The organism is Rickettsia akari str. Hartford (genome assembly GCF_000018205.1).
GTDB classification, from domain to species: Bacteria; Pseudomonadota; Alphaproteobacteria; order Rickettsiales; family Rickettsiaceae; genus Rickettsia; species Rickettsia akari.
This window is the reverse complement of sequence record NC_009881.1, coordinates 131,941-155,248: the sequence shown is the minus strand read 5'-3', so window position 1 is coordinate 155,248 and position 23,308 is coordinate 131,941. Positions and strand designations below refer to the sequence as shown.

Genomic DNA, 23,308 nt, shown 5'->3' with positions numbered 1-23,308 from the left:
TTTGTTATTTATCCAAATTTTCTAAAATTAAATTAGGTATACGCTTAAATGCTTTTATATTATTAGTAACTAAAGTTGCATTTTAACATGACTTGCAATTATAGCAAATCATTCTTTCCTATTATTAGAACATTTTGCTCAAGTTCCGTACGTAATTCTCCATAATAAAAAGTACATGGAAAAATCTATTATTTCTAATCTACTTAAAAAAACATCAAATTTGTTTTGATTTTGCTCTTTTTTCTTACTTTTAGAAACACCATATTGAAATTTTGCTAATACTATTGATAAAATAGCAATAGTATTATTTTTTGCCAGTAATGCTAAATTATTATGATAAGAATCAGGCTGTTTATTAATTGCATAAACACAAATATTAGTGTCAAGCATGTAGATCATTCAAAATATTTCCTTTTTTGTTGTGGTAAATCTTTTCTTCCATCAGCAAAAACATCATCACTAGAAATTTAAGCCATTTCCTGAAAAACATCTTTCCAACTGTTAGGCAGAGGCTGTAATACTATTCCTTTTCCTAAAGGAATAACACTAACTTCTTTAACTGAGAAACGAAATTCCTGAGTCATCTTACTGCTTGACTGTGACCATTCATAAATATTTTTGCTTTATTCATAACTATACCTCAAAAGTATTGATTAACTTTATTACTAAAGCAAACAACTATTCTAAATATATATCTTTTACTAATTCATATTTCTTAAATGATCTTCTAATTTTCTTAGTTTTCTGCCTTCATTTACTATTGGCCTCACATATTTTTCCATTTTGGCATTTTCCCTATATTTATTAATCTGATCGATCTGAGCATTGACTTCATCGGTAATAGCTTGCTTTCTGTCCTCTATTTTATTTAATACTTCAGTGCTATATTCATAATTTTTAACATCAGCATTAAAGTTATTAAGCTCTTCCGTAATCTTTGCGTCTACTTCAGGTCCCTGCTCAGTATCTTTGATCTTTTGGGCTATTAATTCCGGTATTTCCTCAATGTTGATCTGATCTCTTTTGAAATGATCTTTAAGCTCTTTATACGTTTGTTCTAAATTTCCTTCAGCTTTCTCGTGCATAATATCATAATGCTCTTGGCGACGAATATATCGATCTCCCTCTATAAATTCTGCATGTTTTCTGTGAGCGTTATCTATCATATCTCGCATCTGAGAATCAGTAGCTTTCTCACGCATAAATCTGTCGCCCATCATTACCGGTTTACCTTCCTCGAATAACATACCATGCACATCATGCATAAGCTTTCTGTAAGCTAATTCTTGATAATACTCAACATCACTCTGTCTACCTGCTTTTTCTAGTCTTGCTAGATATTCTGGTGATAATATATCTGCCTGAGCAGCTAACGTTTCTTTATTAATATGCATTTTGAGTTCTTCACGTTCCCGTGCTTTGTCATTATCTTTTAATTTTTCGCTATAAGTTCTAAGCCTTGGATCGTTATATTCAAAATCATGCCATTCAGCACTGGTTAGATTACCCTCATAAGCATCACGTAAATCTTTACCAACTATTGCAGTTAAAGCTCCTCTTTTTATTCCTGTATAACCTGCATATATTTTTTCGCCTATACCTACACGCTTTTCTTCTTTTAATTTACGTTTTGTATCAACACGATGCTCCATCTCTTGCCAGATTCTAAGCACTCCTATATTCTTACCGAACAGACCAACACCTCGCCCTGACATTTCTTGGTGAGCATACTTATAAGCATCTTGATAATCTTTAGTAAAGTTCGCATCACTAGCAAGTTCACGTAAGTTAGCATCTTTTAAGGACTTATCAAGCTCTGTTTTTTGTTCTTTACTTAAAGCGGTATAATCTTTCACTCCATATTTATTTGCAGCAATTTTATCTCGAAGCTGAGTAAATTTCATTTTCGATAGTTCTTTTGCTTTTAATTCATTCCCTTTAGGTAAATTCTTTAACAATCCTGAAATACCGTTTTCATAATCAGTAATAGCATTCATTTTTACATCTTTAAAATCTATACCGTATTTTCTTTTAACCTCATTTTGTACGGCTTTGTTTGCTGAAGAACCGAGAGCTTGCTTTTCAAGCCTTCCCATCATCATATTTTCAAATTTCTCGGCAAAGAACATGCTAGCTTGCTCTTGCATTGCATTTACACGGCTAGTTACGGGTGCACCTACCATCTTAGCCACATAACTTAGCGGTCTATTCATTTGCTTCGCTGCATATTCATAAGATTGCTGATTAACTTTTTGTATGTCTGTTAAATTACCTGAAGTACCGGAAATAAATTGTGCCGTCGATATAGCAGTATCGTTAAATTTACTTAGCAAATAAATAGACACAAAAATTAGTAATATCCCATCAAGTTGGACAAATTTCCCGTTTATAAAATTACTAATCCTTTTTGCATCTTTAACTAAATCTAAAAACGGTAATTCAATATAGCGTTCATCTATACACTCATACGCAGCACAATGCTTACATTTATCATGATCATTCTTACAAGTATCATCTACTATTATATGATCTCCGGGAACTAATATCTTTGCTTTGTGGAAATTATTTATACCTCCTTTCATTGGTACAGGAAACCACCAATAAAATATTGAATTACCAAGGCTTGGATCTATATCCTCAAGAAAACTACCGAATATTTCATTTATCGGACCTAAATTAGGAAAATCATGTTTACATACCCCAAAACCAAGCGTTGAATATATTTCAGTTCTGATGATCATTGAAATAAAAGCGATACCGGCAAATAAAATTATAGGCTGTAATGCATATGATATTAATTGTCTTAACCAATTCTCAAATAACGAACGAGTGATATTAAACAACATGAAACAAATAAATATCGGTCCCATAATTATAATCATACCAATAGTTATAAGAGCGGTTAGATAGATAATAGTAGCTTTAAATATAAGAAAGAAAAGGAAATATAGGGCTATCAAATATAGAATGATATATATAAAACCAAGCCAATCAACAAATAGTAAAGAAAATAATTTAGATAAAGTTTGAGGAGCGATAAGTAACCCCAGCAAACTTTGAGAACCAGGACCGGTAGCCGCAGCTTCATTAATTATTTGTAGTATTTGCTGAACCCCGTCAATAAAAAATACGAATAAATAATCATGAAAAAAGGTCCAAGCTTTATCCGTACTTAATAATATTGAGACTATACTAACTTTTAATATTCTAACTATAAGTTCGACATGAGTAAGGTTTATATTACCTATTAAAAAGGAAAAGCCCGTAAACATTATATATAGCGTTAAAATAGCCGAGACACTCATCCTATAACCCGGCGTATCAATTATTTGTTGATAAGTTTTCTTTATAATCCCATCCTTACCAAATAATACTCTTTTTATTAAATCCGTTAAAAATTGTAGCGGATCGGGTCTAGTATCAGTAACTCCAGATTTGATTACTAATCTATATTGCCCGCTATTATCATTATAAAATTTATCTATAATCTTAAAATAAAGAGGAGATTGAGCATATTTTGACTTCTCCTGACCTTTATATTGATAATTTATACCGCCGGCTTTCAAGAATTGTCCTGTACTACTAACACTATAAAATTCATAGCCTACACTCGAAGTCAGCTCTCCTAAATGCTGAGTTATACCTTGTGGTTTACGCTGTGAATCCGGTGAAATATTGGGATCGGTATTTTTAGCAGCAATAAGAAAATAAAGCCCTACACCGTCTGTCATTATACATGGAGGATTACTAATCATTGCGTCACTTTGATTTGCGGGATTAGGAGTACACATATCAAGTCTAGCATTATCCCAAAAAGTGCACGGTTGTAGCTTAACGCAAAACGCAGCCAAAGTAGTTGTGTTATTTTTCTGACCGTACCATGGACACCATGCAGATAACTGACCTGAAGTATTTTTATCGCCAAGTATATAACTCCACGGTCTTACCATAACGGTTAAAGGATAACCATTTACTTTATAAGCACTATCACGCCATGGTACTACCTGATCACCTTCATCTCTTGAAGTAATTTCTTCTGGATTATATCGAGAAGAGACATTGAATTTGATAAAACCGAAATCATCAGGGTCAATACAAGTATCGCCGGTACAACCGGAAAGCAGCAATAGCGATACTAATAATGTAATAAAAATATTTTTGTTCATTTTAAGTTATTTCTATATGTCTCAATTTTACCGTCATTGCGAGGAAAAACTGTAAGTTTTAACAGAACAATCTCAGGAATTTGTGATTATTTCATGAGATTGACGTACCATCCTACTGCTGCTTGCAATGACGATCTGCTTGCAATGACGATTTTTTAAATCGCGGGATTACACTAAAACAATTTTGTTACTTTCTCTCTGCCTCTTTCTTCGATACATCATTACGTTCGGCAAGGAATTTATGTGTAAATTCACCACCTCCTTCCGGTTTTCTAGCCTTATAATTTTGATCAATTATCTTATCTTTGAAAATTCTACCCGGAGCCATAGCCACCCTTTTAATCGGTTTTGTTACCGAACCTATATCCTTCATAACAGCGCCCACAGGATCAGAACGTTCTTGATAATTTCCTGATATTCGTGCCGGTGTAACATTTGTAAGCATTCCGACTACTATATTTACAAAGCTTACTAAACCATATGACATCAAGCAATATGAATAAAATAATAAAGCCGTAGTAAACAATACTAAGAAAGTATTAGCATTGTTCGTTAGAAGATTAGAGCGACTAATTTCCGGTACATCCGGTACATAGAAAGGTATTCCTGGTAAGAACGGTAATGTAAAAGAGAAATTAATCGGAATACCAAGATGTGTTAAATCAAGCCCTATTTTGATTGGTATCAGAGTATCCCAACAAGCTCTAACTACTACTTTTAAAAGCTGCTCAGATAAAACCTGATCTATCAATAAAAAGAAAATCAATAATATTGTCGGCTGCACTACATAGCTAAGCAATGTCGATATCCAATTATCAAATAAACTTTTAGTTTTTTCAAATAACATTAATATTATGAAAAACGGTGCTAATGAAATCATAACAGTTAGCCCTATGAATGCCATAACATAGCCTATTATCACTTCTAAAATAGCTCTAAAATAAGTAATAAGTGAATAAATGGTTATAATAGCAATAAATGCTAAACCATTATGTATTTGTAATAATTCAATAAATAATAATCCCCAAATCCTACCGTTAGTATATTTATCAAATATAGGATCAATAAAACCAAAAATATTAGATCTAGAGCTTGTAGCACCTACTACGTTAGTTACAAAGAAATCAATACCGTTAGTAAATGCACTAAAGAAGTATGTATTAAAAAAGCGCCAACTTTCTTCTCTAATTAAAAAAGCTACTATAGCTATTTTGCATATACGTGTTATCACTTCTATGGCAGTTAATTTTAATGCTCCCGCAACAAACATTAGACCAAATATAGTAACATAAAGAGTCAATGCAGCTTTAGCTATATTCTGCACTGCAGAATTATTAATTAACTTAATATAAAAGTGCTGACTAAAAGTTCTAAACTGATCGGTAATAGGTTTAATAGCACCATTATATATTATATCAGAAAACCAAGTTGTACCAGTATAATTAGCATAATTTACACTAACTACCCCGTGTATATTACTATTAGGATTTACCACCCTTAACCACAAATATCCATCTTGCGGTGCATCAGCAGCAAAGTTATAATCTACCGGCGTACCACGAACAGATGGATCAGGTAACGTACCATCAGATGTTATGAAATATTCTAAACTTATATTTTGCTGATCACCTGGACTAATTGAATTTGTCCCGTTACCTATTTCAACAATCATCGAATAACGACCAAAATATAAAAAATTAGCTGACCAATCATTCTTATTTATATAATCCACAAAATTAGCATAATTTGAAAAATTTTGGCTCCAATCACGCATTAAAACTGAATTACTAAACATGTTATTAACTTGCCAATCGCTAGTAAAATCCATAGTACCGCCGCTAGTGGCTTGATAATATATAAAGCTACTTTGAGTACTACCAGAATTTACAAAACTCTGATCTCGTTCCTTAATAACCTGCCCGCCTACTTTAATTATCATCCCTCTACCTTGATCGTAATAGCAAGCAGGGCTAGTATTTATACCGGCATTAGCAGGACAAGAATTAATTAAGCCCATTAAATTTTGTACCGCTCCCGTTATCATAGGTTTGCCGACTAATGCTTCGTTACTATTTATACTTTTATATTTTGTAGCTGAGCCAGTACCGCTACACCCGCTTGGTTTATCAGGATTTCTTGAAGCGTCTATAAGATCACATACTTCCTTTGCAGATGAATAAATTATTCTATTGTCAAAATTTCCAAGGTTACTTTGAGTATAAAGTGCAGAAGCAGCAAATATTGAACTATCCAGTTCCTGTGTTAAAATATTATCTAGAGTATTAGGGCTAAAAAAATTATCTTTACCAACTAAACTAATATTTACTACATCACCGGCCTTAACTTTAATGCGCGAATTACTGTCAGAATAGTCAAAATATTTAACAGAATCAGACATTTTAGTAAATGACAGTGCATCAAGGTCTTTATCAGGCGGTATAGCCCCCGGTGTTGCACTGTTATTGTCCATAACAAAACGCGGAAATCTTAAAGCTTCAAATTGTAATTTAGAATAATTATAAGTTTTAATGAAAACTTGCGGCGTACTAAACCTTGGATCAATTCTATATAATACTAGATATTTTCTAGGTTCAGGAGTAAGACCTGAAGTAGACCAGTTTATTTTTAACAATTTACCTTTCTCAACAGTATTACCTGTTGATTGCCAAGTTCCGGCTGTAGATAAACTAATTCCTATATTACCATCTTTAAAACTTGTAAATTTAGGCACTTCTAAACAACCGAATAAGCTTTTTAATCCACCAAAACTGGTTGACATCCATGAAAAAGCATCATCAGCTTTAGCTGGAATCGCCATAAACAAAACTAATAAAACTAAACTCTTAAGAATTTTCATAATTTTAAATTGTTATCCAACAAATCATACCGTGGTTTTTATTTTTTGTCATTGCGAGCAACCAAAGGCGTTGTTGCATGGCTTGAAAAATGCGGAAGCGTGAATGACATAACACTAGCAATGCAACAACACTAATACCCACTCGCAATGACGATTTTCGATTCACCATCTATTTTAGTGTTTCAGGTTTAGGTGGTTCTTCATTTGTCTTTTCACCCCCTTCTTTTGGCGTATTTTTCCTATTTTTTTCAGCTTGATCTAATGTCTTATTGCGTTGTTTTAATCGTGCTGCTGCTCTGCTGGTAATACCTTGTCTTGTTTTATCATCCATTCCTATTGGACTTAATGCTTTTTGTCCTGCATCATGAGACATTCTACCACCAATGTCAGTAGCAGAAGGACCGGCAGCACTAGTTAATTTTGCTACCATACGCCCTGAAAATTCGACATAACCATACATACCGTAAGCAATAATAACTAGAGCTACGATATTTTGCATATTTACTCCCATCATACCCGACATATAATCCATTCCCCAAGGGGCAAACCAATTAATACAGAAGATAGGTACATTCAGCAATGCAATAGGTAAAATAGTACCGATAAACGGAATTTTTATCGGTAAAGCACATTTCCAACAAACGCTATAACCTAAAACAAAATCTAGATAAATGGTAAATAGCTGGGTTAGCACTATAATACCTGCCATCATAACTACCGGTTCTATCATATAGCGGATTGTAAACCTAACCCAATTATCAAATAAATACCTAGTAAAATCAAATAATAAGAAACTAATAAATAAAGGGGCTATACCGATTAATATACAAGTTGCCATAAATGCCATAATATAAACGGCAACAGCTCTAAGTGCCGTAATAATTACTATACCAACCGCAATAAAAGTAATTATAAAATATATAATACCGCTAAGCCCAAGAGAAAGAAGTGAAAGTAATTGAGCGATAAAGGTTTGACTAAAAAATACTTTACTCATTACTGCATCTAAAAACATGAAAGGATTAGAAATAGTATTAGTAGAAGTAAACAAACTATATCCACTCATATTAGCAATAATTGCGTCTGAAAAATTAGTAATTGCATCAAAAAGATAGTTATTGAAAAATTCAAAGGTATTACCGTTCATAAGTCCGCTAACTACCCCAATTTTTGCTATTCTAATTACTAGCTCTTTTTGGTTTATCTTAGCGAAACCAAGCAAGAACATTGCTCCATAAGTCATCACATATAGAATTAAAATCGCTTTAATATAGGTAAAAAAGTTAGTACATGATGCATTATCAGTGGCTTTATAACATACCATATTTTTAAAAATAGAAGTAGCTGCTCCTTGCACTTTAGTTTTAAATAACTGAAGTAACGGATTCATTACTTTAATAGTAAAACTTCCTACTTTTAAGGATGTTGAGAAATGTACTTTATAGCTACCTTCACTATCTTTATAGTCCCTTAAATTATTACTAGGATCATTTAGAATTTTCATCCATATATAACCAGCCTCATTTGCGTTAAAGTTATATTTACCGTCACTATCAACGCTAATACCTTGAGGTGAATATGTTTTACCGCTAGTATTCGGGTTTTCCGAAGGCTTGACTATGATGTATTGCACTCGTCCCCGATCATCAAAAGTATCGTTAAAACTATTACCATTCTCTCTATAGCATTTAGTCTGTTTAATATTTAAAACGTATCCTCCCGTATTCTTACTAGCATCTTGTGAAGCGGGAGACCAAAGCCTATATTGTAAATAGCTTTTTTCAATATTACTGTTAAAGGGTCTATTATATATAACTTTATATAAATATTTACCGTCTTTATCTTTATAGTCATGCGGTTGCTCTGTCTCCGCAACAAACTCAGCAAATTCTAGCTTAGAAGGTAGAGCTTGACTTACAGAACCTGAATCATTCATTTGATATATCAATCCAGTTGGTCCTTTGCCTCCTTTACCGTCCGCTGTATACCAAAATCTTCGATTCTTTTGAAAATCTCCATCCTGACATATGCCGGAAGTACAATTTACACCTCCAATATAATCTTTATCCTTAGGACTACGATTCTCGACAATATCAGGACATTTACCGTTTGGAGGAATATTGGCGTTATTAGAACATTGAAGTCCCGCATAATCAATAAATAAATTACTGGAATTATTCGACCAGCTAAAGGTAAAACTACCGTCATCTTTATAAGCCTCCGGCATGTCGCCCTCATGATTTATCCAAGCAGGTAAGGAGTCACATGTAAAACCAATGCAACAATGAAAAGAGACATTAGCAGCTTCACATACCAACGGTGGAACATTTTCTGGATAAATACATCCCAAAAAACAATAACATGTTTCCCGATGCTTATTACCTTGCCAATAATTTTGCTTCAGTTCGCAAGCATTAACATATTTACCGGAATAAATAGAATATTTTCCACAAATCGACTCATAAGCAGTTTTGCCTTGGGAACAATCTTTCGTAACCTTATCATCTTTAAAAGCATCCTCAACTGTAGCATCCGTATTGGCAAAATTAGGAGATACGGAAACTAAAACTCTATCATTAGCGTATAATTCGGCAATATTACGCCATTCATTATTTTTTGCATCCATTATTAGAGAGAGAGGAGGATTATTTGCATCGGTAATACGAGGAATCGGAATCATGTTACCTTTATCGTCTAAATTAGACTTACCAGGCCTTGTACTTTCAGTAAATTGTAAATTATCTTTTGGTACATAAGCTAAACATAAACTAACCTGACCGACCACTTGTAAATTCACCGGTTGGCTTTTTTCTACCAGTACCTGAGTATTTAACCATTCACCATAATGATTGGGATCAGGAATAAGCTGAGTCGTACCGTCGGGCAATATCTTAGAAGTATTTACATAATTAGCATTAGCATTAAGAGTTATAGTACCCGTTATTGAATCTGAACCTCCTTTACCGTCCGGAGCATATCTCATGTAGCAACCGTCACCGACTTTTACTGCTCCTATCATACCAAGTACTGCAAAAATAAAGCAAACTAACGTTGCGACTATAGCAAGTACTCCGAAAACTTTTAATAAGTTACTCTGCATATTCTATTATTTACCTCCACCCGCACCACTTGCTAAATCAGCTAATCCTCCACCTGCACCGCTTTCTGAATCCCAGCCTTGCTGTTTTCCATCTTTACGCTTACCTCCAACATCCGGCTTATCTCCTACCGACGGCTTACCTTGTGAAGCTATGTCCGCATCCTTAAGGAAAGCTGCTCCTTTCTTTACTAAATCAACGATTTTAGTGGGACTTGCCGTTACTGCATCCATATTAGGACCATTAGTTAAATCAGCAGCAAATCGCCCTATAGATTTAGAGAAATAATAAAAAATAACCGAAAATACTAATACGCACAAAAGTTCCGCTAAAATAGATACAACATCTCTAACAATTGATTTTATTGGGAAAAGTATCAATAAATGCTCTTCCCAACCTTCACCTGCATAATATTGTAACATTTTATATCCAAAACTTTCCTGACATTTATCTGCTTCGCTATTAGGGAGCCTTAACTCAAAAGTGCTAAATCTAATATCCCCTTTTTCATAATCATATCTAAGGAATTCACAATTTTTAAATATTGCGGAATCATACATAGTTATTAATAAAGCTATAAAACCTGCTACTACTGCCGGCTGCAATGCACATGAAATACATACTTTGAACCACCCATCAAAATAAGATTTTGTACGAGTAAATAGAGCCATAGCAATGAATACAGGAGAAATATATGTCATAACATAAATAGTAATCATGCAAACTAAATAATGCGTAATAAAATATAAAAGTATAGATAAAAATATTACAGAAAATACTAAACCTGCTGCAAGTATAATAACGTTTCCGGCCATCAAGAATCCAAACATAACGGTAAAAAATCTAAGTGCTCCTGCTTTACTTAAATCTTTCGGTCTATCTTTTTTGCCGTCAGTATCAAAATTAGGTATAGGTGTATTATTACCGCCGGGACCATTACCGACTGAATTCCCTAAAACTCCATTCTTATCTATATTATAAAGTAAATCCAAGCCAAGATAATAACCTATACGGCAATCAATCGCGTCCCATAAACCGTAAAATTTATAACCATCCTTATACTTTGAATGATCAAATTGACATAATCCTCTAGAACCTACTGCATTAAAGATCATCTGTGCAAAGTCCGGTGCTGCTCCCGTCAAAAGAGGTAATCCATATTTTAACATACCGTTTTCTTTTGTCGGCTGACCACCGCTAAAATCTAAAGGTCCAAGACCAACAGAAAAATACGTAACAAATAAGAACTTTATTACAAAAAGAGTTATTTTTTCAGTACTTGCATATGCTTTATTTAGAACCATATTAAAGGCAAAAAACATAGTATAAAGAATTAATGCCGCACCTATAATTCTCTTTAAATAACCTTGAAATGTAGAAAAAGCAGCAAGATGAGTTATTCTAGAATTGTGATCTTGAGAGCTACAACCATTTCCGGCAAAAAATATTTTATTAAGCGTTTCACTCACACACTGAACTGCAAGACCGGAAAAATTAATTAACGATTGACTATAATTTGCTCCCGTATAGCAACTTTTTCCTATATTACAATTTTCATCATTATGCGGAGCAGGCTGCGGAGTAGCACTTAAAGATTTACATGCTACCGGCCTCGGCCCTCTTGACGTAGGCATAACTAAACATAGATCATTATCCCATTTTTTAACCGTTAAAACGATATTCTTTAATATAGGATTTGCTCCAAGATCAGGATTATTATCAGTACTTAACTCACTAATCTTCTTAGAGTCACCTTCATTTAAATTATATATGGTGCAAGGACTACTACTACCTTCTACATTTTTAAAACAAAACGTTATACTAGATGCAACTGAATTACAATTACCTCTCGGATCTTTCATATCAATACTACGAATTATATAGCCATATGCCGTGTCCGTTTCTAAATACCCATCTGAAGTAGTTGGTAAACTAGAACATGATTCTCCAAAGCCTGCAAAGCTTGTTAAGTTTACAGACACTATATAAACTATAATAAATATCTTTAAGGTTTTAAGAGTTTTCATTAGAACTATTATCTTTTTTTTCTGTTACTACGCCGCTTTTTACTAACTCATCCCATACCTTTTCAGCATTTACACGTCGTTCTGATCTTTCTCCTCCTTCTTGTTCTCTTCCTACTCCGCTTGCTACTAGTTCATTCCATGCTGTTTCTACTTTTACACGTTTATCTCGAATCTCTGCATTTTCTCGTATTTGCTTTACTCCTGCCGGATTTCCATGTTCCTTTAAGTTAAAACTATAATCAATTACTCCTGTACCTTTACTTGTACTGTCAACTTTTTCTTGTGGAGCTGCATTATCAACTTTTTTCTTTCGAGGCGGAGTATTATCAATCTCTTTTGGAGGCGGAGTATTATCAATCTCTTTTTTACTTTCGTGATTATTATATCTTATGATTTTTCCAACACTTTCAATGTCAATATTACTTTGTGGTGCAGGTGTAGAAATAGAAGTTCTAATACTAGCAGGCGGTAGTGAAACAGCTTCTGGAGGAGCAGTAGTAGTAACAACATCTGATATTGCTTCACTACTTACTGTGTTTGAGCTAGAAGTTGCTACAGAAGACGAAACTGTCGGTGTTGTTACCGCAGGTGCCGACATACCTCCAATTGCAGCAATATTATCATTTGACATTCCGCCTCCGCTCGTAGCAATATTATCACTTACTCCTCCACCTTGACCAGCTTGTAAATCACCAACTCCTCCTCTACTTGCTATCTGATCGCCCCCCTTAGTTGCCCCACCCGCAGCAGCAAGTGCTGCCATACCTACCTTAAATATTGCTTGCGGTTTTATAGCAACATTATTAAGAGCTACTCCTTCCGTAAGATCTGCAGCAAATTCAGCTAGCTGACTACTAAAATTATACATCAAATACAATGTAAAACATGCCGTAACTAACGCAAGCAAAATATTTTTAATTTTCTCAAAAAGCACTTTTGGAGACATGAAAAACATTCCTGGTCCCAAAACTACTCCCGATAAAAACTGGAATTTAGCAAGAAATTTATCGGTAGGGGTATCTCCTGGTTTACTATTAACGATTTCACTTATACTATCTTTTGTAAAATTAAATGCCGTGGTAATAGGGTTATTTAACATATAACCTAAACTATTTTGACAGCTTTCTACTGCATCTTTATCAGGATATTGTGACGTATCATCCCAATCATTATTAATATAAAATATTAAAACATCCCTATTAGAAGCAATACCACCTTGAATTTTGTCTTCTATACTATTGTGAATTAACTTGCTCTTATATTGACATTTACCGTAGAAACCATAATCATATACAGAAAACATCGTAATCATAAAAGTAACTACCACCATAGGCTGTAGCAAGAACGAAATCATTAGCTTAACCCAGTTGTCAAAATAATTTCGTGTATATGTGAACAAAAACATAGGCACGAAAAGAGGAGCTAAAATACCAAGTATTACTATCGATATCATACACATAATCGTTGCATTAACCATAAAGGCAGCAACCGAAATCACAAGTAACGGATAAGAAAGAGCGAGTGATACCAACATCATATTACCGGATATTATCGCCGGAATTAGCAAATAAATATATGGTGGAGCACTAAAACTAAAGAAATCAAAATTTAAAAAATCATGGCTTCGATAAGCATTTTCGACAAGTAACGTAGATAATATATCAAGTCCTAAATAATGAGCTACCCTACAATCTAACGCATCCCATAATGCAATATAAGAAACGGTACCGTCATAAGAAAGGTTGTTAAATTTACATAAACCGGATGGAGCAGCATTCATAACCCAACTGGCTAAACCGTTTATACCATTAAGTAAGAAAGGAAACGCCCACTGAATCATACCGTCTAGCCTGTCATACGGAGAGCCATTACCAGGGGTTATATTAATTCCTATTGAAAAATAAGTTACGAATATCATTTTCAATATAAAATTTATATAATCACTTTTTGGCGGCACTTCACCTGCAAGTAATAGTTTAAAGCCAAAAAACATAACATATAAAGTCAGAAAAGCCGTCACTATTTTATACATTCCTACTTGGAACTGAAATAATGCACTATCTTGCCTTGAAGCCAAATTAACCACTTGATCTACATTATCAAAACTACAAACATCTTTACTAATTAGTAATCTAGCAATCATTTGCCTCATACATTCTATAAGAGGAGAAGTCATAACTACTGCAGTTTTTGAAGCATTATAAGCTTTTTGATAACATCCGCCGCCTGCTGCACTACAAGAAACTAAAGCTAAAGGATCGGTAGGCGTTTCCTTAGGATCTGCAATAAAATCCTTATCTGCTACATCCATAAAACTATTATACATGGATTTCGGAAACGGCTCTTTCATATATTTACAGCCGACAGGGACGTCTCCTGTAAATCCTTTTGTCGATACGCATATTCTATCTTTATCTTGAATAATTTTCCAATATATTACAGGGAAGCCTACATCAAATGCAAAACCGTCATCACCGGGCTTACCGCTATATGGAACATGATATTCCTTTTTTTTATTTTCCCACGCTTTCTTTATATCATCCCAAGGGTCACTCCCTGTTAAGACGGCTTTAGCAATAGCAAGTGCTGATTCAGTAACAGATTTTGCCCGAGATACAATTAATTTAGCATTACTACATAAAGCAAAACGCAATTCTGGATTTTTAGGATCTATTCTGTTTTCACGAGTACATTGACCTCCGGGGAAATTTCCAAAATTACTATCGTTAAATAAATCACCGTCGTTTATTTTAAGCTTCAAAAACGTATTCATGTATGAAACAGGAGAGACAAGATTCATGACAGCGAAAGTAAAGAACGGAGCAACAATACATGTATGAGAAAATTCAGTACGCAGCAAATCGCCTACGCCTTGGGTTTCGCAAGTTAAGCCACTCAAAATATCTACAATGCTATCAAGAGTATCCTCGGCATGGCTTTTAGTAACTAGCCCTAAATTTAGTGCGAAGCTTAATACTAATGTTATAAGTATACTACGAGAAAATAATTTCATGACTAGTTACTTGCCTCGTATGAGATAGTGTTTAACGTCATTACGAGGAAAAATTGAAAATTTTGACTAAGCAATCCAGTAAAAAATTCTAATTTACAGAATTTTTTTATTACTTTTTCTTGATTGCCACGCAGCCTACAACCGCTCGCAATGACGACTCGGTATCCATTTAATCTATAATGTTTTAACTGCTTCATAAAATATAGGTAACCACTTATCCGGATCATTGCCGTATTTCTCTCTAATTTGATCGAGCAATAATACAGTCTCAACTCTGCCTGATAAAACACTAATTATATTATTCATACCTTCTAAGTTAACTTTAGCAACTACGGCATCTATTCCTTGTTTTATTAAAAAATAACGTGTAGTAGGGTCGGTAGTTTTAATTAAAATATATTCTCGCTGACTTAACATAAATGCACTACGATAAATATCCGTAGCCTTCAAATTAGGTAAAAAAATCTGTGTAGCTGTTTGTTGAATTAATGTATCACTAATTCTACTTTTTGCGGCATCTTCAACACTCTGCGTAGCAAATATAACAAAAGTATTTAATTTTCTCAACACTTTTAACCAATCTTTGATCTTAGGTGCAAATACCGGATTATCGATTAAAGCCCATGCTTCATCAAGTACTATCATAGTTTTCTGTCCATCTAAAGAGATATTAATGCGATGGAAAATATATAACAATACCGGTGCAAGGCTTACAGGATCTTTAAGTAATTCAGTCATATCAAAACCGAATACCCTTGCTTTTTGTAAATCAATATCATCTACTTCATTGTCAAATATCTTAGCATGTGAACCTTTACCAACCCACATTGCAATCCTACTTGCCAAACTATTTGGTGTATCAATACCAAGAAATGCTATAACATTACTAAGCCTTCTGTCTTGTTTCTCTAATCTAAAATTACCACTTACTGCTTGAGATAAGATTTTATTATCTTGTGCAGTTAAACTTTCACCGTTAGAAGTTACAAGTACACGAAGCCACTCTAAAATAAATGTTCTATTCTCACTAGTATCCTCAAGCTGCAAGGGATTAAAATTACATTTTAATCCCGGATCAATTACCGTATAAACTCCGTTTAAAGCACGTATAAATATTTCTGCTCCTCGATCTTTATCAAAAAAGAACATACGAGGTTTGAATTTTTGTGCTTCCGCACATAAGAAATTCATAAGAACTGTTTTACCGGCACCAGTTGGACCGATAATTAGAGTATGTCCCACATCCCTTACATGGAAATTAAAATAAAACGGTGTACCTGAAGTAGTATCAAGTACTGTGACATATTCTCCCCAATGGTTATCTCTAATTTTACCGAGCGGATAATTATGTAGTGAGGCAAAGCTAGCCATATTAAGAGTATTTATAGTGGATTTACGTACTATATAATCCATATTTCCCGGCAACTGTCCCCAATAGCTAGGTTCCATGTTAACTTTTTCTCTAACCGGTTGAATTCCTGAATTAGAAAGCTCCACTGCTGCCATTGATAATATATCTTCCAAAGCTTTAATATTATGCGCAGAACATAAAAGCGATAAATGATGCTCACCGAAACCGATATCACCGCTAGTAGCCATATCAAGAGCCGTATTAATTTCAGCAATTTGCGAAGTAGCTTTATCACCGGATTGTATCATTCTATTTTGCTGTAATTGCATTTTACCGATCGCTATGCTTCTATTAGCAAAGACAAAGCTTTGAGTCATGACAAATTCAAAAGGCATTTGCAGAAATCCATCAAACATTCCTGCCGAAGTATTAGGACCGTATTCAAGTATACTGATCATTCCGGCATATTTTTTGCCAAGCGGACTTCTTGCTTCAATAGTACGAGAATCAAAAAATAAACGATGCGTAGGTAAATATTCGTCAATAGTACCACGCGGTAATGCTACAGGACCTGGTGAATCACCGCAATTGATTAAAGATGAAAGGAATTCTAAAATCTCACAATAATTACCTGACTGCGTTTGACGAACTCCAAGTAATCTTGCTCCGTAACTTCTGAATGTATTAACCACTCTAGTTGACATTTCTTGAAGATTTTCTTTCATCTCTTTCATGTCATTTTCCCAAGCGGTTTTATTAGATTTTTGTCTAAGCTTCTTTAGAAAATACTCAACTATAGCAGCACCACCTGTATCAGGCTTATATAAAATACTAACATATAATTCGTTAAAAAATGACCTAGCACCCGCATGTTTCTTACGCCATTCTACACCTAAATAAGTAATGAAATCATTAGGGAGTTTTACAGTAGGATCATAAGTAAATTCCGTATCGTCAAATATTACCGCTTTACGTCTTCTAATAGTATGGAAATACATAACGATATTTCCCGAAGCCATATTTTTAAGTAAGGCATTTCTGATATTCTTTTTAATGTCTAGATCTTCATCATCAGCAGTTTCAAAAGAAAATCCGTTTATTTTAATAACTTGTAATAAAGAATTATCTTTTGTTAAAATAGTATTACTATCCCAATGACATTTATAAGGAATAAAATGCGAAGTTGGTCTTTCTTGTTTAGACCTTAATTCTTTAGCTGCCCTGGTTCTAAATAACTTCATTACCTCACCTGATTTAACGATTTTGATTCACTTTGTCATTGCAAAAAGAGGCTAAGCCTCGACTCGGCAATCTCAGAAATTTTATACTGTCAGCCTACGGCTGCTCACAAAGCATTGTTGCGTAGGCCGGTAAATGCTCTTTAATTCATTCCCGTGAAAGTGGAAATCCAGCATAAAGCAAGATAAATCGAGCTTTTAATTTCAAAAATTTGCTGTATTTAGACCTTTGTTCTGGATCCTAGCCCACGCGAGGATGACATCGAGTAGCTTTAGCATCCACGATGAAATGACATAAAACTCAAATATTATACGAATTTGCTCCGTAGTAAAATTTATTAGGACATTGGCTAGTTCTTGACATTTTATTTAAATATAGCTCTATGAATCTTGGTTCTTTAAAACATATAATATAAGCTACCAAATGCAAAGCAGCTGCAATGAATAAAATCATAATGCCGTTGTTCCAAATAAATACTATCATCGTCATTATCATATTTAACGCAGCAAACTTAATACTTACTCCAAATATCATCGGCGGTCTAGTTAACCCTACAAATAAAAGATCGGATGCTAATGCTCCTGACATAAAAAACCTCTATTAATTTATGTTAATATCAAACATATGTGACAATACTGAATTCGGTACTTCACTATTCACAAAATGTACGTAACCGTTATTATTTTCAAGCACATCAACCGCTATCTTAATTAATTCTTCTTCGATGAAATTATTACTATCATCTAACATTGATTTCAACAAGTTAATATCTTGTATTTTATATTATACGGAAATATCTAGGATACCTGTAATATCTAATATAGCAATATTAAATGTTCCGCACTTAATGCAGAAGCAATTGTTGCTACCGTTAAGTTAACATTTAATAAATGCGTTTTTTCCTGATTGTCAGTCGCAGATGGTGCTATCACTGGTATAATATTATTATCTTCAAAATTTAATAAAATTGCCGGATTAATCATAATAGGCTCGCTTAAAAAACAATATTTATAACATCATGCTTTACAATTTTTCGGTGAGATAATTTTGACTTTTTGCTTGCAGTAAATTAGCATCCTTACCTGAAATACCAACTGCATAACAACCTATACTACTGAGCTTTGTTACTATAAGCTTGTTAACGTAACTGGATAATATTTCCATAATAATAGGATTATTTAGAGAACTATAGTCGCGTATTTTACTAATTTTTTGACTAAAATTTTCATCTATTTGTGCTATTAAAGACGAACTTCGTAAATCAATATGATCATGTACTATATATATTTTAGCACCGCACATCTCAAGCAATCTAACAGATTCAATAAAAGCCGTGAATAATTTATCGTCAATAATAATAGCAGCAGGTAATTTTAGAACTATTACTTGATGCTTCAACTCACTACTACACTTTATTATATTCTCAATTATAGCAATGTTATTTAATGAAGAAATACTATCTACCTCTTTACCTATTAAGCTTTGATGCATTTTGCCAAACTAGCTTTAAGTGCTCTTGCACCTTCTTTACTCCTACTACTTACGTACATAACATTACATGAGTAGTTTAAAGTTGCAAGAAAATTCTGTACTTCATTGTTAAGGTTTTTACAATCAATAACTTTATCGGATTTTGTGAAAATAATTTGAAATTCTCTTTTATTTGCAAGTAATAACTCAGCTACTTTCTGATCGTTTTCTTTTATACCCCTTCTTGAGTCAATCAATAAGTTAACTAACCTTAAATTATGACTATTTCGTAAATAATAACTAATTAACACTTCCCACTGTTCTTTGACTGATATAGGAACATGAGCAAAACCATAACCGGGAAGGTCAACTATAATAAGTTTATCTGCAAGGTTAAAAAAATTGATTTGCCTGGTACGTCCCGGAGTATTAGAAACTTTAGCAAGATTTTTATTATTACATATCGTATTTATTAGGCTTGATTTTCCGACATTTGACTTACCGACAAAAGCAATTTCCGGTAATGAAAAATTGGGGATTTGATTTATATTCATAGCACCGGCTACAAATTTAACTTGACTACGAAAAAGCTTACCGCCATCAGTTGATCTTTTATTATTTACCGCTTTTTCATTATTAATCATAGTTTTTTAGATTTGATAAATTTGCAGGTATTGTATAATCATTGTAAGAAAAATTAGACGTTACTATATGGACAGATTTTTTCGTCATTGCAAGAAAGCATTGCTGCGTGGATCAATTTTACTTCTGGTCCAAAGCCACAGGGTGATAACTGTTCAACACAACAATTCCTTACGAGAAAAATTACATAATAATCAGGGCGAAGCAATGATGAAAAAACTATCCACGCAGCAACACCTTCTCGCAAAGACAGGGGCAAACCAAACAACGCAACAACACTGAGTTAGGAATGGCATCAACAGGCTTCTAACGCTATAAGTGAGCTAGAACGACATTTAAAATATGGTAGCGGGGGCTGGATTTGAACCAACGACCTTCAGGTTATGAGCCTGACGAGCTACCGAACTGCTCCACCCCGCGATAATTGAGCATTTACAACTTATCTGTGTTATATTGTGACTTAATCTAATACTATGCAAACACTGTTAGTGTAATTCTTGCATAGATAACGAATAATCACAGATTGCACGGTAATCTAAAAAAATAATAAATCCTATAAATCAGACCTTTTTACTAGACTGCGGACATACAACTGCTATGCAATTTCCTCGCATGACAATTTGTTATTCACAAAGAAAGCCTAACTAGCTTCTTTCTTACCACCGAAAGAAAGACCTGAGAATCTTTTATTAAAATCACTCACACTTTTGTTGGATTGATTTACCACATTTCCGGAATCTTTATTCCATGCCGGATGTTTTCTAAAATCCACATCCATTAAAATTTCACCCGTAGGATGAGCAGACATTGTTTCAAAAACATCGCTTCCTACTTTAATCAAAAACTTTTTATATTCTGGATGTATATTGCTTTTCATAATGATTTGGCCGTTTTAGTCTGAATTATTTTTTTCTTAATAGCTCTAGCGTTACTTGATAAAACATTATCATCGGCTTGTAAAATATACGCATCAAAACCGCCGGCTTTTTCCACTGAACTAATACATCTAGCATTAACCGATAATCTATATTTTCCGGCTGTTATATCACTTGTAAACTTAACTGACCTTAAATTAGGCTCAAAACGTCTTCTAGTTTTACGTTGAGAATGTGATACATTGTTGCCGTATAAAACACCTACACCTGTGAGTTCGCACTTACGTGACATAAGCTAAATACCTTAAAACTTATAAATATACAACAGGTGGGAAGTATAAAGTAATACTCCACTAGTGTCAAGAGCTAATTACGTTCCGTTTAGTGAAGAAATAAAGATAGGCACGATGTATTTATATGTGAAACAGGCACAAGCCAAGCCTAACATAGTACCGATAAGGATTATACGGAATTTTACAGGACTAAAAATTACAATAACTATTCCAAGAATAATCACTATTTTGATTATATCATCTGTCCTATAAGAGCTAGAGTTTATAGCATAAACATTTAGGTTTATACCTAGAAATATTATTATACATAATAAGTGCTTAAACATTTTATACCTCTATAGGACCGGTAGTTAATCCATTTATAAATTGTTTTAAATAAGGATTATCACTATTACGCATTTCATCTTTACTACCGTACCATTGAATTTTTCCTTGATAAATCATAGCTACTTCTTTAGCTATTTTTTCGGCACTAATCATATCATGAGTTATAGTAATCGTAGTTGCCCCTAACTCTTCTTGGATTTTTATAATTAATTCGTTGATAACATTTGCCATTATAGGATCAAGCCCTGTGGTCGGTTCATCAAGAAATAAAATCGACGGTGTACTACAAATAGCCCTAGCAAGTGCGACTCTTTTTTGCATTCCTCCCGATAATTCGGAAGGGTAAAGATCAAGTATTCTAGGGGACAAACCGACGGCATTAAGCTTTGCACCGGCAAGGTCGTTTTTTTCTTTCTTAGATAATTTTTTAGTCTCGAAAGTAACATTATCACGTATATTCAAGGAATCAAATAATGCTCCGCCTTGAAATAAAAAGCCTATACCGTCCATAATCTCAAATTTTTGTTTACTTGAGATATCTTGGATTTCGACATTATCAATAAAAATTTTACCTTTATCAGGTTTAATCAGTCCCACTATATTTTTAATTAGAACCGATTTGCCACTACCTGAACCGCCTAAAATAACTAATGAACTGCCCTTTTTTACATCCAAATCTATTCCGTCTAACACCTTATGATTAGCAAATGATTTATATAATGACCGAATTTTAATTTTAAATTCTTCTACACTCATGCATACTCCAAATAAAAAAACTGTAGACGAAGTTTAATTTGGAAAAGAGCAATGCTGCATACGACTCACTTTTACCTCTACATCCCGCGACTTGATCGCAGGATCCAGTTAAAAACACTAATATTTAGTGTTTTTAGTTGTTTTTTTGCATACCGTAGCCACGTCACGGCATAACACACCAAGCGAATTTTTCTAACCACGCAACAAAGCCACTTGTTCAAATTAAACGAGTCTATACTTTAAAAAACAATTCGGTTATTAAATAATTGCTTATTAAGATAATGATAGAAGAATTTACTACTGCCGATGTAGTTGCTCTTCCAACTCCCTTAGCCCCTTTACCTGAATAATAACCGCTATAGCAACTTATTATAGAAATAATAAACCCAAAAACTCCCGCTTTAACAAGACCGGAAATGACGTCAATCGGTTCTAAATAGTGCAAAGTGCTAGTTAAATAAGCCGTACTATTAAAATCAAGTTTATATACCCCTACTAAATAACCGCCCATAACACCGATTATATCACCGATTAAAACAAGACAAGGCATCGTAACAATAGTTGCTATTACTCTTGGAAAAACTAAATATTTAATAGGATCGGTAGATAAAGTATATAAAGCATCTACCTGTTCCGTTACTCTCATTGTCGCTATTTCGGCGGCGATTGATGCCCCAACTCTTCCCGATACCATTAGTCCAGCTAAGACAGGTCCAAGCTCTCTAGTCAATGACAATACTACTACCGTTGCAATAGAGTTTTCAGCTGAGAAACGGGAAAAACCAGTATAGCTCTGTAATGCAAGTACTGCACCTGAGAAGAAAGTCGTCATCGCAACAACCGGAAGCGAGTGAAACCCGATAAATAATAATTGTCTGATGATTAAACTCAAATATAAAGGCGGTCTTATGGTACTGCTAACGGCAGCAAAGCTAAACAGAGAAAAGCTGCCTACACTTTGTGCACACTTTATAGTACGTTTACCGACCAAATTAGCTATATTTAATAACATTTTGGTGTATTTTTTATAATTTAAGGACTCTATGTCATTCCTGCAAAAGCAGGAATCCAGTTAAAGCATATAAAAACAAGTTTTATACGCTTATTTTGTTAAACACGCATTGTTCATACCAAATATTTAAGATATTTTATTAGATTCCTGCAAAAGCAGGAATGACACCCTGAACGTTCATA

13 protein-coding genes, 1 tRNA gene and 3 pseudogenes are annotated in these 23,308 nt (G+C 33.9%); all 17 read right to left on the bottom strand.

Translation table 11 applies throughout. The annotated features are described in order from the left end of the window. Positions 1-4: 4 nt before the first annotated feature. Positions 5-399: pseudogene (locus tag A1C_RS09365) on the bottom strand (PIN domain-containing protein). Then, positions 396-631: pseudogene (locus tag A1C_RS09360) on the bottom strand (antitoxin). The pseudogenes A1C_RS09365 and A1C_RS09360 overlap by 4 nt, the downstream one beginning before the upstream one ends. Positions 632-701: 70 nt before the next feature. Further along, positions 702-4,166 carry a TrbL/VirB6 family protein gene (locus A1C_RS00740; protein ID WP_012013362.1) on the bottom strand — a complete coding sequence of 1,155 codons (3,465 nt, stop codon included), beginning with the start codon at positions 4,164-4,166 and terminating at the stop codon, positions 702-704. Between the two features lie 187 nt (positions 4,167-4,353). Further along, entirely contained in the window at positions 4,354-7,023 is a 2,670-nt protein-coding gene (locus A1C_RS00735) for a TrbL/VirB6 family protein (protein ID WP_041816737.1), read from the bottom strand. A 169-nt stretch (positions 7,024-7,192) separates the two neighbouring features. After that, entirely contained in the window at positions 7,193-10,123 is a 2,931-nt protein-coding gene (locus A1C_RS00730; protein WP_012013360.1) for a TrbL/VirB6 family protein, read from the bottom strand. Between the two features lie 6 nt (positions 10,124-10,129). After that, positions 10,130-12,148 (bottom strand): TrbL/VirB6 family protein, encoded by a 2,019-nt coding sequence (locus A1C_RS00725; protein WP_012013359.1) that lies wholly within the window; start codon positions 12,146-12,148, stop codon positions 10,130-10,132. After that, a complete protein-coding gene (locus A1C_RS00720) occupies positions 12,135-15,161 on the bottom strand; it encodes a TrbL/VirB6 family protein (RefSeq protein ID WP_012013358.1) in 3,027 nt (1,008 codons plus the stop codon). Before A1C_RS00720 ends, A1C_RS00725 begins: the two co-directional genes overlap by 14 nt. A 174-nt stretch (positions 15,162-15,335) precedes the next feature. Continuing rightward, positions 15,336-17,753 (bottom strand): VirB4 family type IV secretion/conjugal transfer ATPase, encoded by a 2,418-nt coding sequence (locus A1C_RS00710; protein ID WP_012013357.1) that lies wholly within the window; start codon positions 17,751-17,753, stop codon positions 15,336-15,338. A gap of 298 nt (positions 17,754-18,051) precedes the next feature. Continuing rightward, positions 18,052-18,339: a type IV secretion system protein VirB3 gene (locus A1C_RS00705; RefSeq protein WP_012013356.1), complete on the bottom strand. Its 288-nt coding sequence runs from the start codon at positions 18,337-18,339 to the stop codon at positions 18,052-18,054. A 12-nt stretch (positions 18,340-18,351) separates the two neighbouring features. Next, positions 18,352-19,273 (bottom strand): annotated as a pseudogene (locus A1C_RS00700) (amino acid kinase family protein). Continuing rightward, a complete protein-coding gene (gene yihA, locus A1C_RS00695) occupies positions 19,227-19,865 on the bottom strand; it encodes a ribosome biogenesis GTP-binding protein YihA/YsxC (RefSeq protein ID WP_012013355.1) in 639 nt (212 codons plus the stop codon). Before yihA ends, A1C_RS00700 begins: the two are co-directional and overlap by 47 nt. A 341-nt stretch (positions 19,866-20,206) precedes the next feature. Beyond that, a tRNA-Met gene (locus tag A1C_RS00690) sits at positions 20,207-20,283 on the bottom strand. 220 nt (positions 20,284-20,503) lie between these two features. After that, entirely contained in the window at positions 20,504-20,740 is a 237-nt protein-coding gene (locus A1C_RS00685) for a 50S ribosomal protein L31 (RefSeq protein WP_012013354.1), read from the bottom strand. After that, positions 20,737-21,030: a 50S ribosomal protein L28 gene (gene rpmB, locus A1C_RS00680; RefSeq protein WP_012013353.1), complete on the bottom strand. Its 294-nt coding sequence runs from the start codon at positions 21,028-21,030 to the stop codon at positions 20,737-20,739. Before rpmB ends, A1C_RS00685 begins: the two co-directional genes overlap by 4 nt. Before the next feature lie 78 nt (positions 21,031-21,108). Then, entirely contained in the window at positions 21,109-21,357 is a 249-nt protein-coding gene (locus A1C_RS06430; protein WP_012013352.1) for a DUF5510 family protein, read from the bottom strand. Between the two features lies 1 nt (position 21,358). After that, the gene (locus A1C_RS00675; protein ID WP_012013351.1) at positions 21,359-22,114 is read right to left on the bottom strand and encodes an ABC transporter ATP-binding protein; all 756 of its coding nucleotides are present in this window, start codon (positions 22,112-22,114) and stop codon (positions 21,359-21,361) included. A gap of 232 nt (positions 22,115-22,346) precedes the next feature. Further along, complete coding sequence (locus tag A1C_RS00670; protein WP_012013350.1) at positions 22,347-23,126, bottom strand: MlaE family ABC transporter permease; 780 nt, start codon at positions 23,124-23,126, stop codon at positions 22,347-22,349. Positions 23,127-23,308: the final 182 nt, after the last annotated feature.

Excerpts from the sequence above, each read along its gene's own strand:
- A1C_RS06430 (WP_012013352.1), bottom strand. The coding sequence starts at position 21,357 with ATGTTTAAGCACTTATTATGTATAATAATATTTCTAGGTATAAACCTA.
- A1C_RS00710 (WP_012013357.1), bottom strand. The coding sequence starts at position 17,753 with ATGAAGTTATTTAGAACCAGGGCAGCTAAAGAATTAAGGTCTAAACAA.
- A1C_RS00685 (WP_012013354.1), bottom strand. The coding sequence starts at position 20,740 with ATGAAAAGCAATATACATCCAGAATATAAAAAGTTTTTGATTAAAGTA.
- A1C_RS00720 (WP_012013358.1), bottom strand. The coding sequence starts at position 15,161 with ATGAAATTATTTTCTCGTAGTATACTTATAACATTAGTATTAAGCTTC.
- A1C_RS00725 (WP_012013359.1), bottom strand. The coding sequence starts at position 12,148 with ATGAAAACTCTTAAAACCTTAAAGATATTTATTATAGTTTATATAGTG.
- rpmB (WP_012013353.1), bottom strand. The coding sequence starts at position 21,030 with ATGTCACGTAAGTGCGAACTCACAGGTGTAGGTGTTTTATACGGCAAC.
- A1C_RS00735 (WP_041816737.1), bottom strand. The coding sequence starts at position 7,023 with ATGAAAATTCTTAAGAGTTTAGTTTTATTAGTTTTGTTTATGGCGATT.
- yihA (WP_012013355.1), bottom strand. The coding sequence starts at position 19,865 with ATGATTAATAATGAAAAAGCGGTAAATAATAAAAGATCAACTGATGGC.
- A1C_RS00670 (WP_012013350.1), bottom strand. The coding sequence starts at position 23,126 with ATGTTATTAAATATAGCTAATTTGGTCGGTAAACGTACTATAAAGTGT.
- A1C_RS00740 (WP_012013362.1), bottom strand. The coding sequence starts at position 4,166 with ATGAACAAAAATATTTTTATTACATTATTAGTATCGCTATTGCTGCTT.
- A1C_RS00675 (WP_012013351.1), bottom strand. The coding sequence starts at position 22,114 with ATGAGTGTAGAAGAATTTAAAATTAAAATTCGGTCATTATATAAATCA.
- A1C_RS00730 (WP_012013360.1), bottom strand. The coding sequence starts at position 10,123 with ATGCAGAGTAACTTATTAAAAGTTTTCGGAGTACTTGCTATAGTCGCA.
- A1C_RS00705 (WP_012013356.1), bottom strand. The coding sequence starts at position 18,339 with ATGTCAGGAGCATTAGCATCCGATCTTTTATTTGTAGGGTTAACTAGA.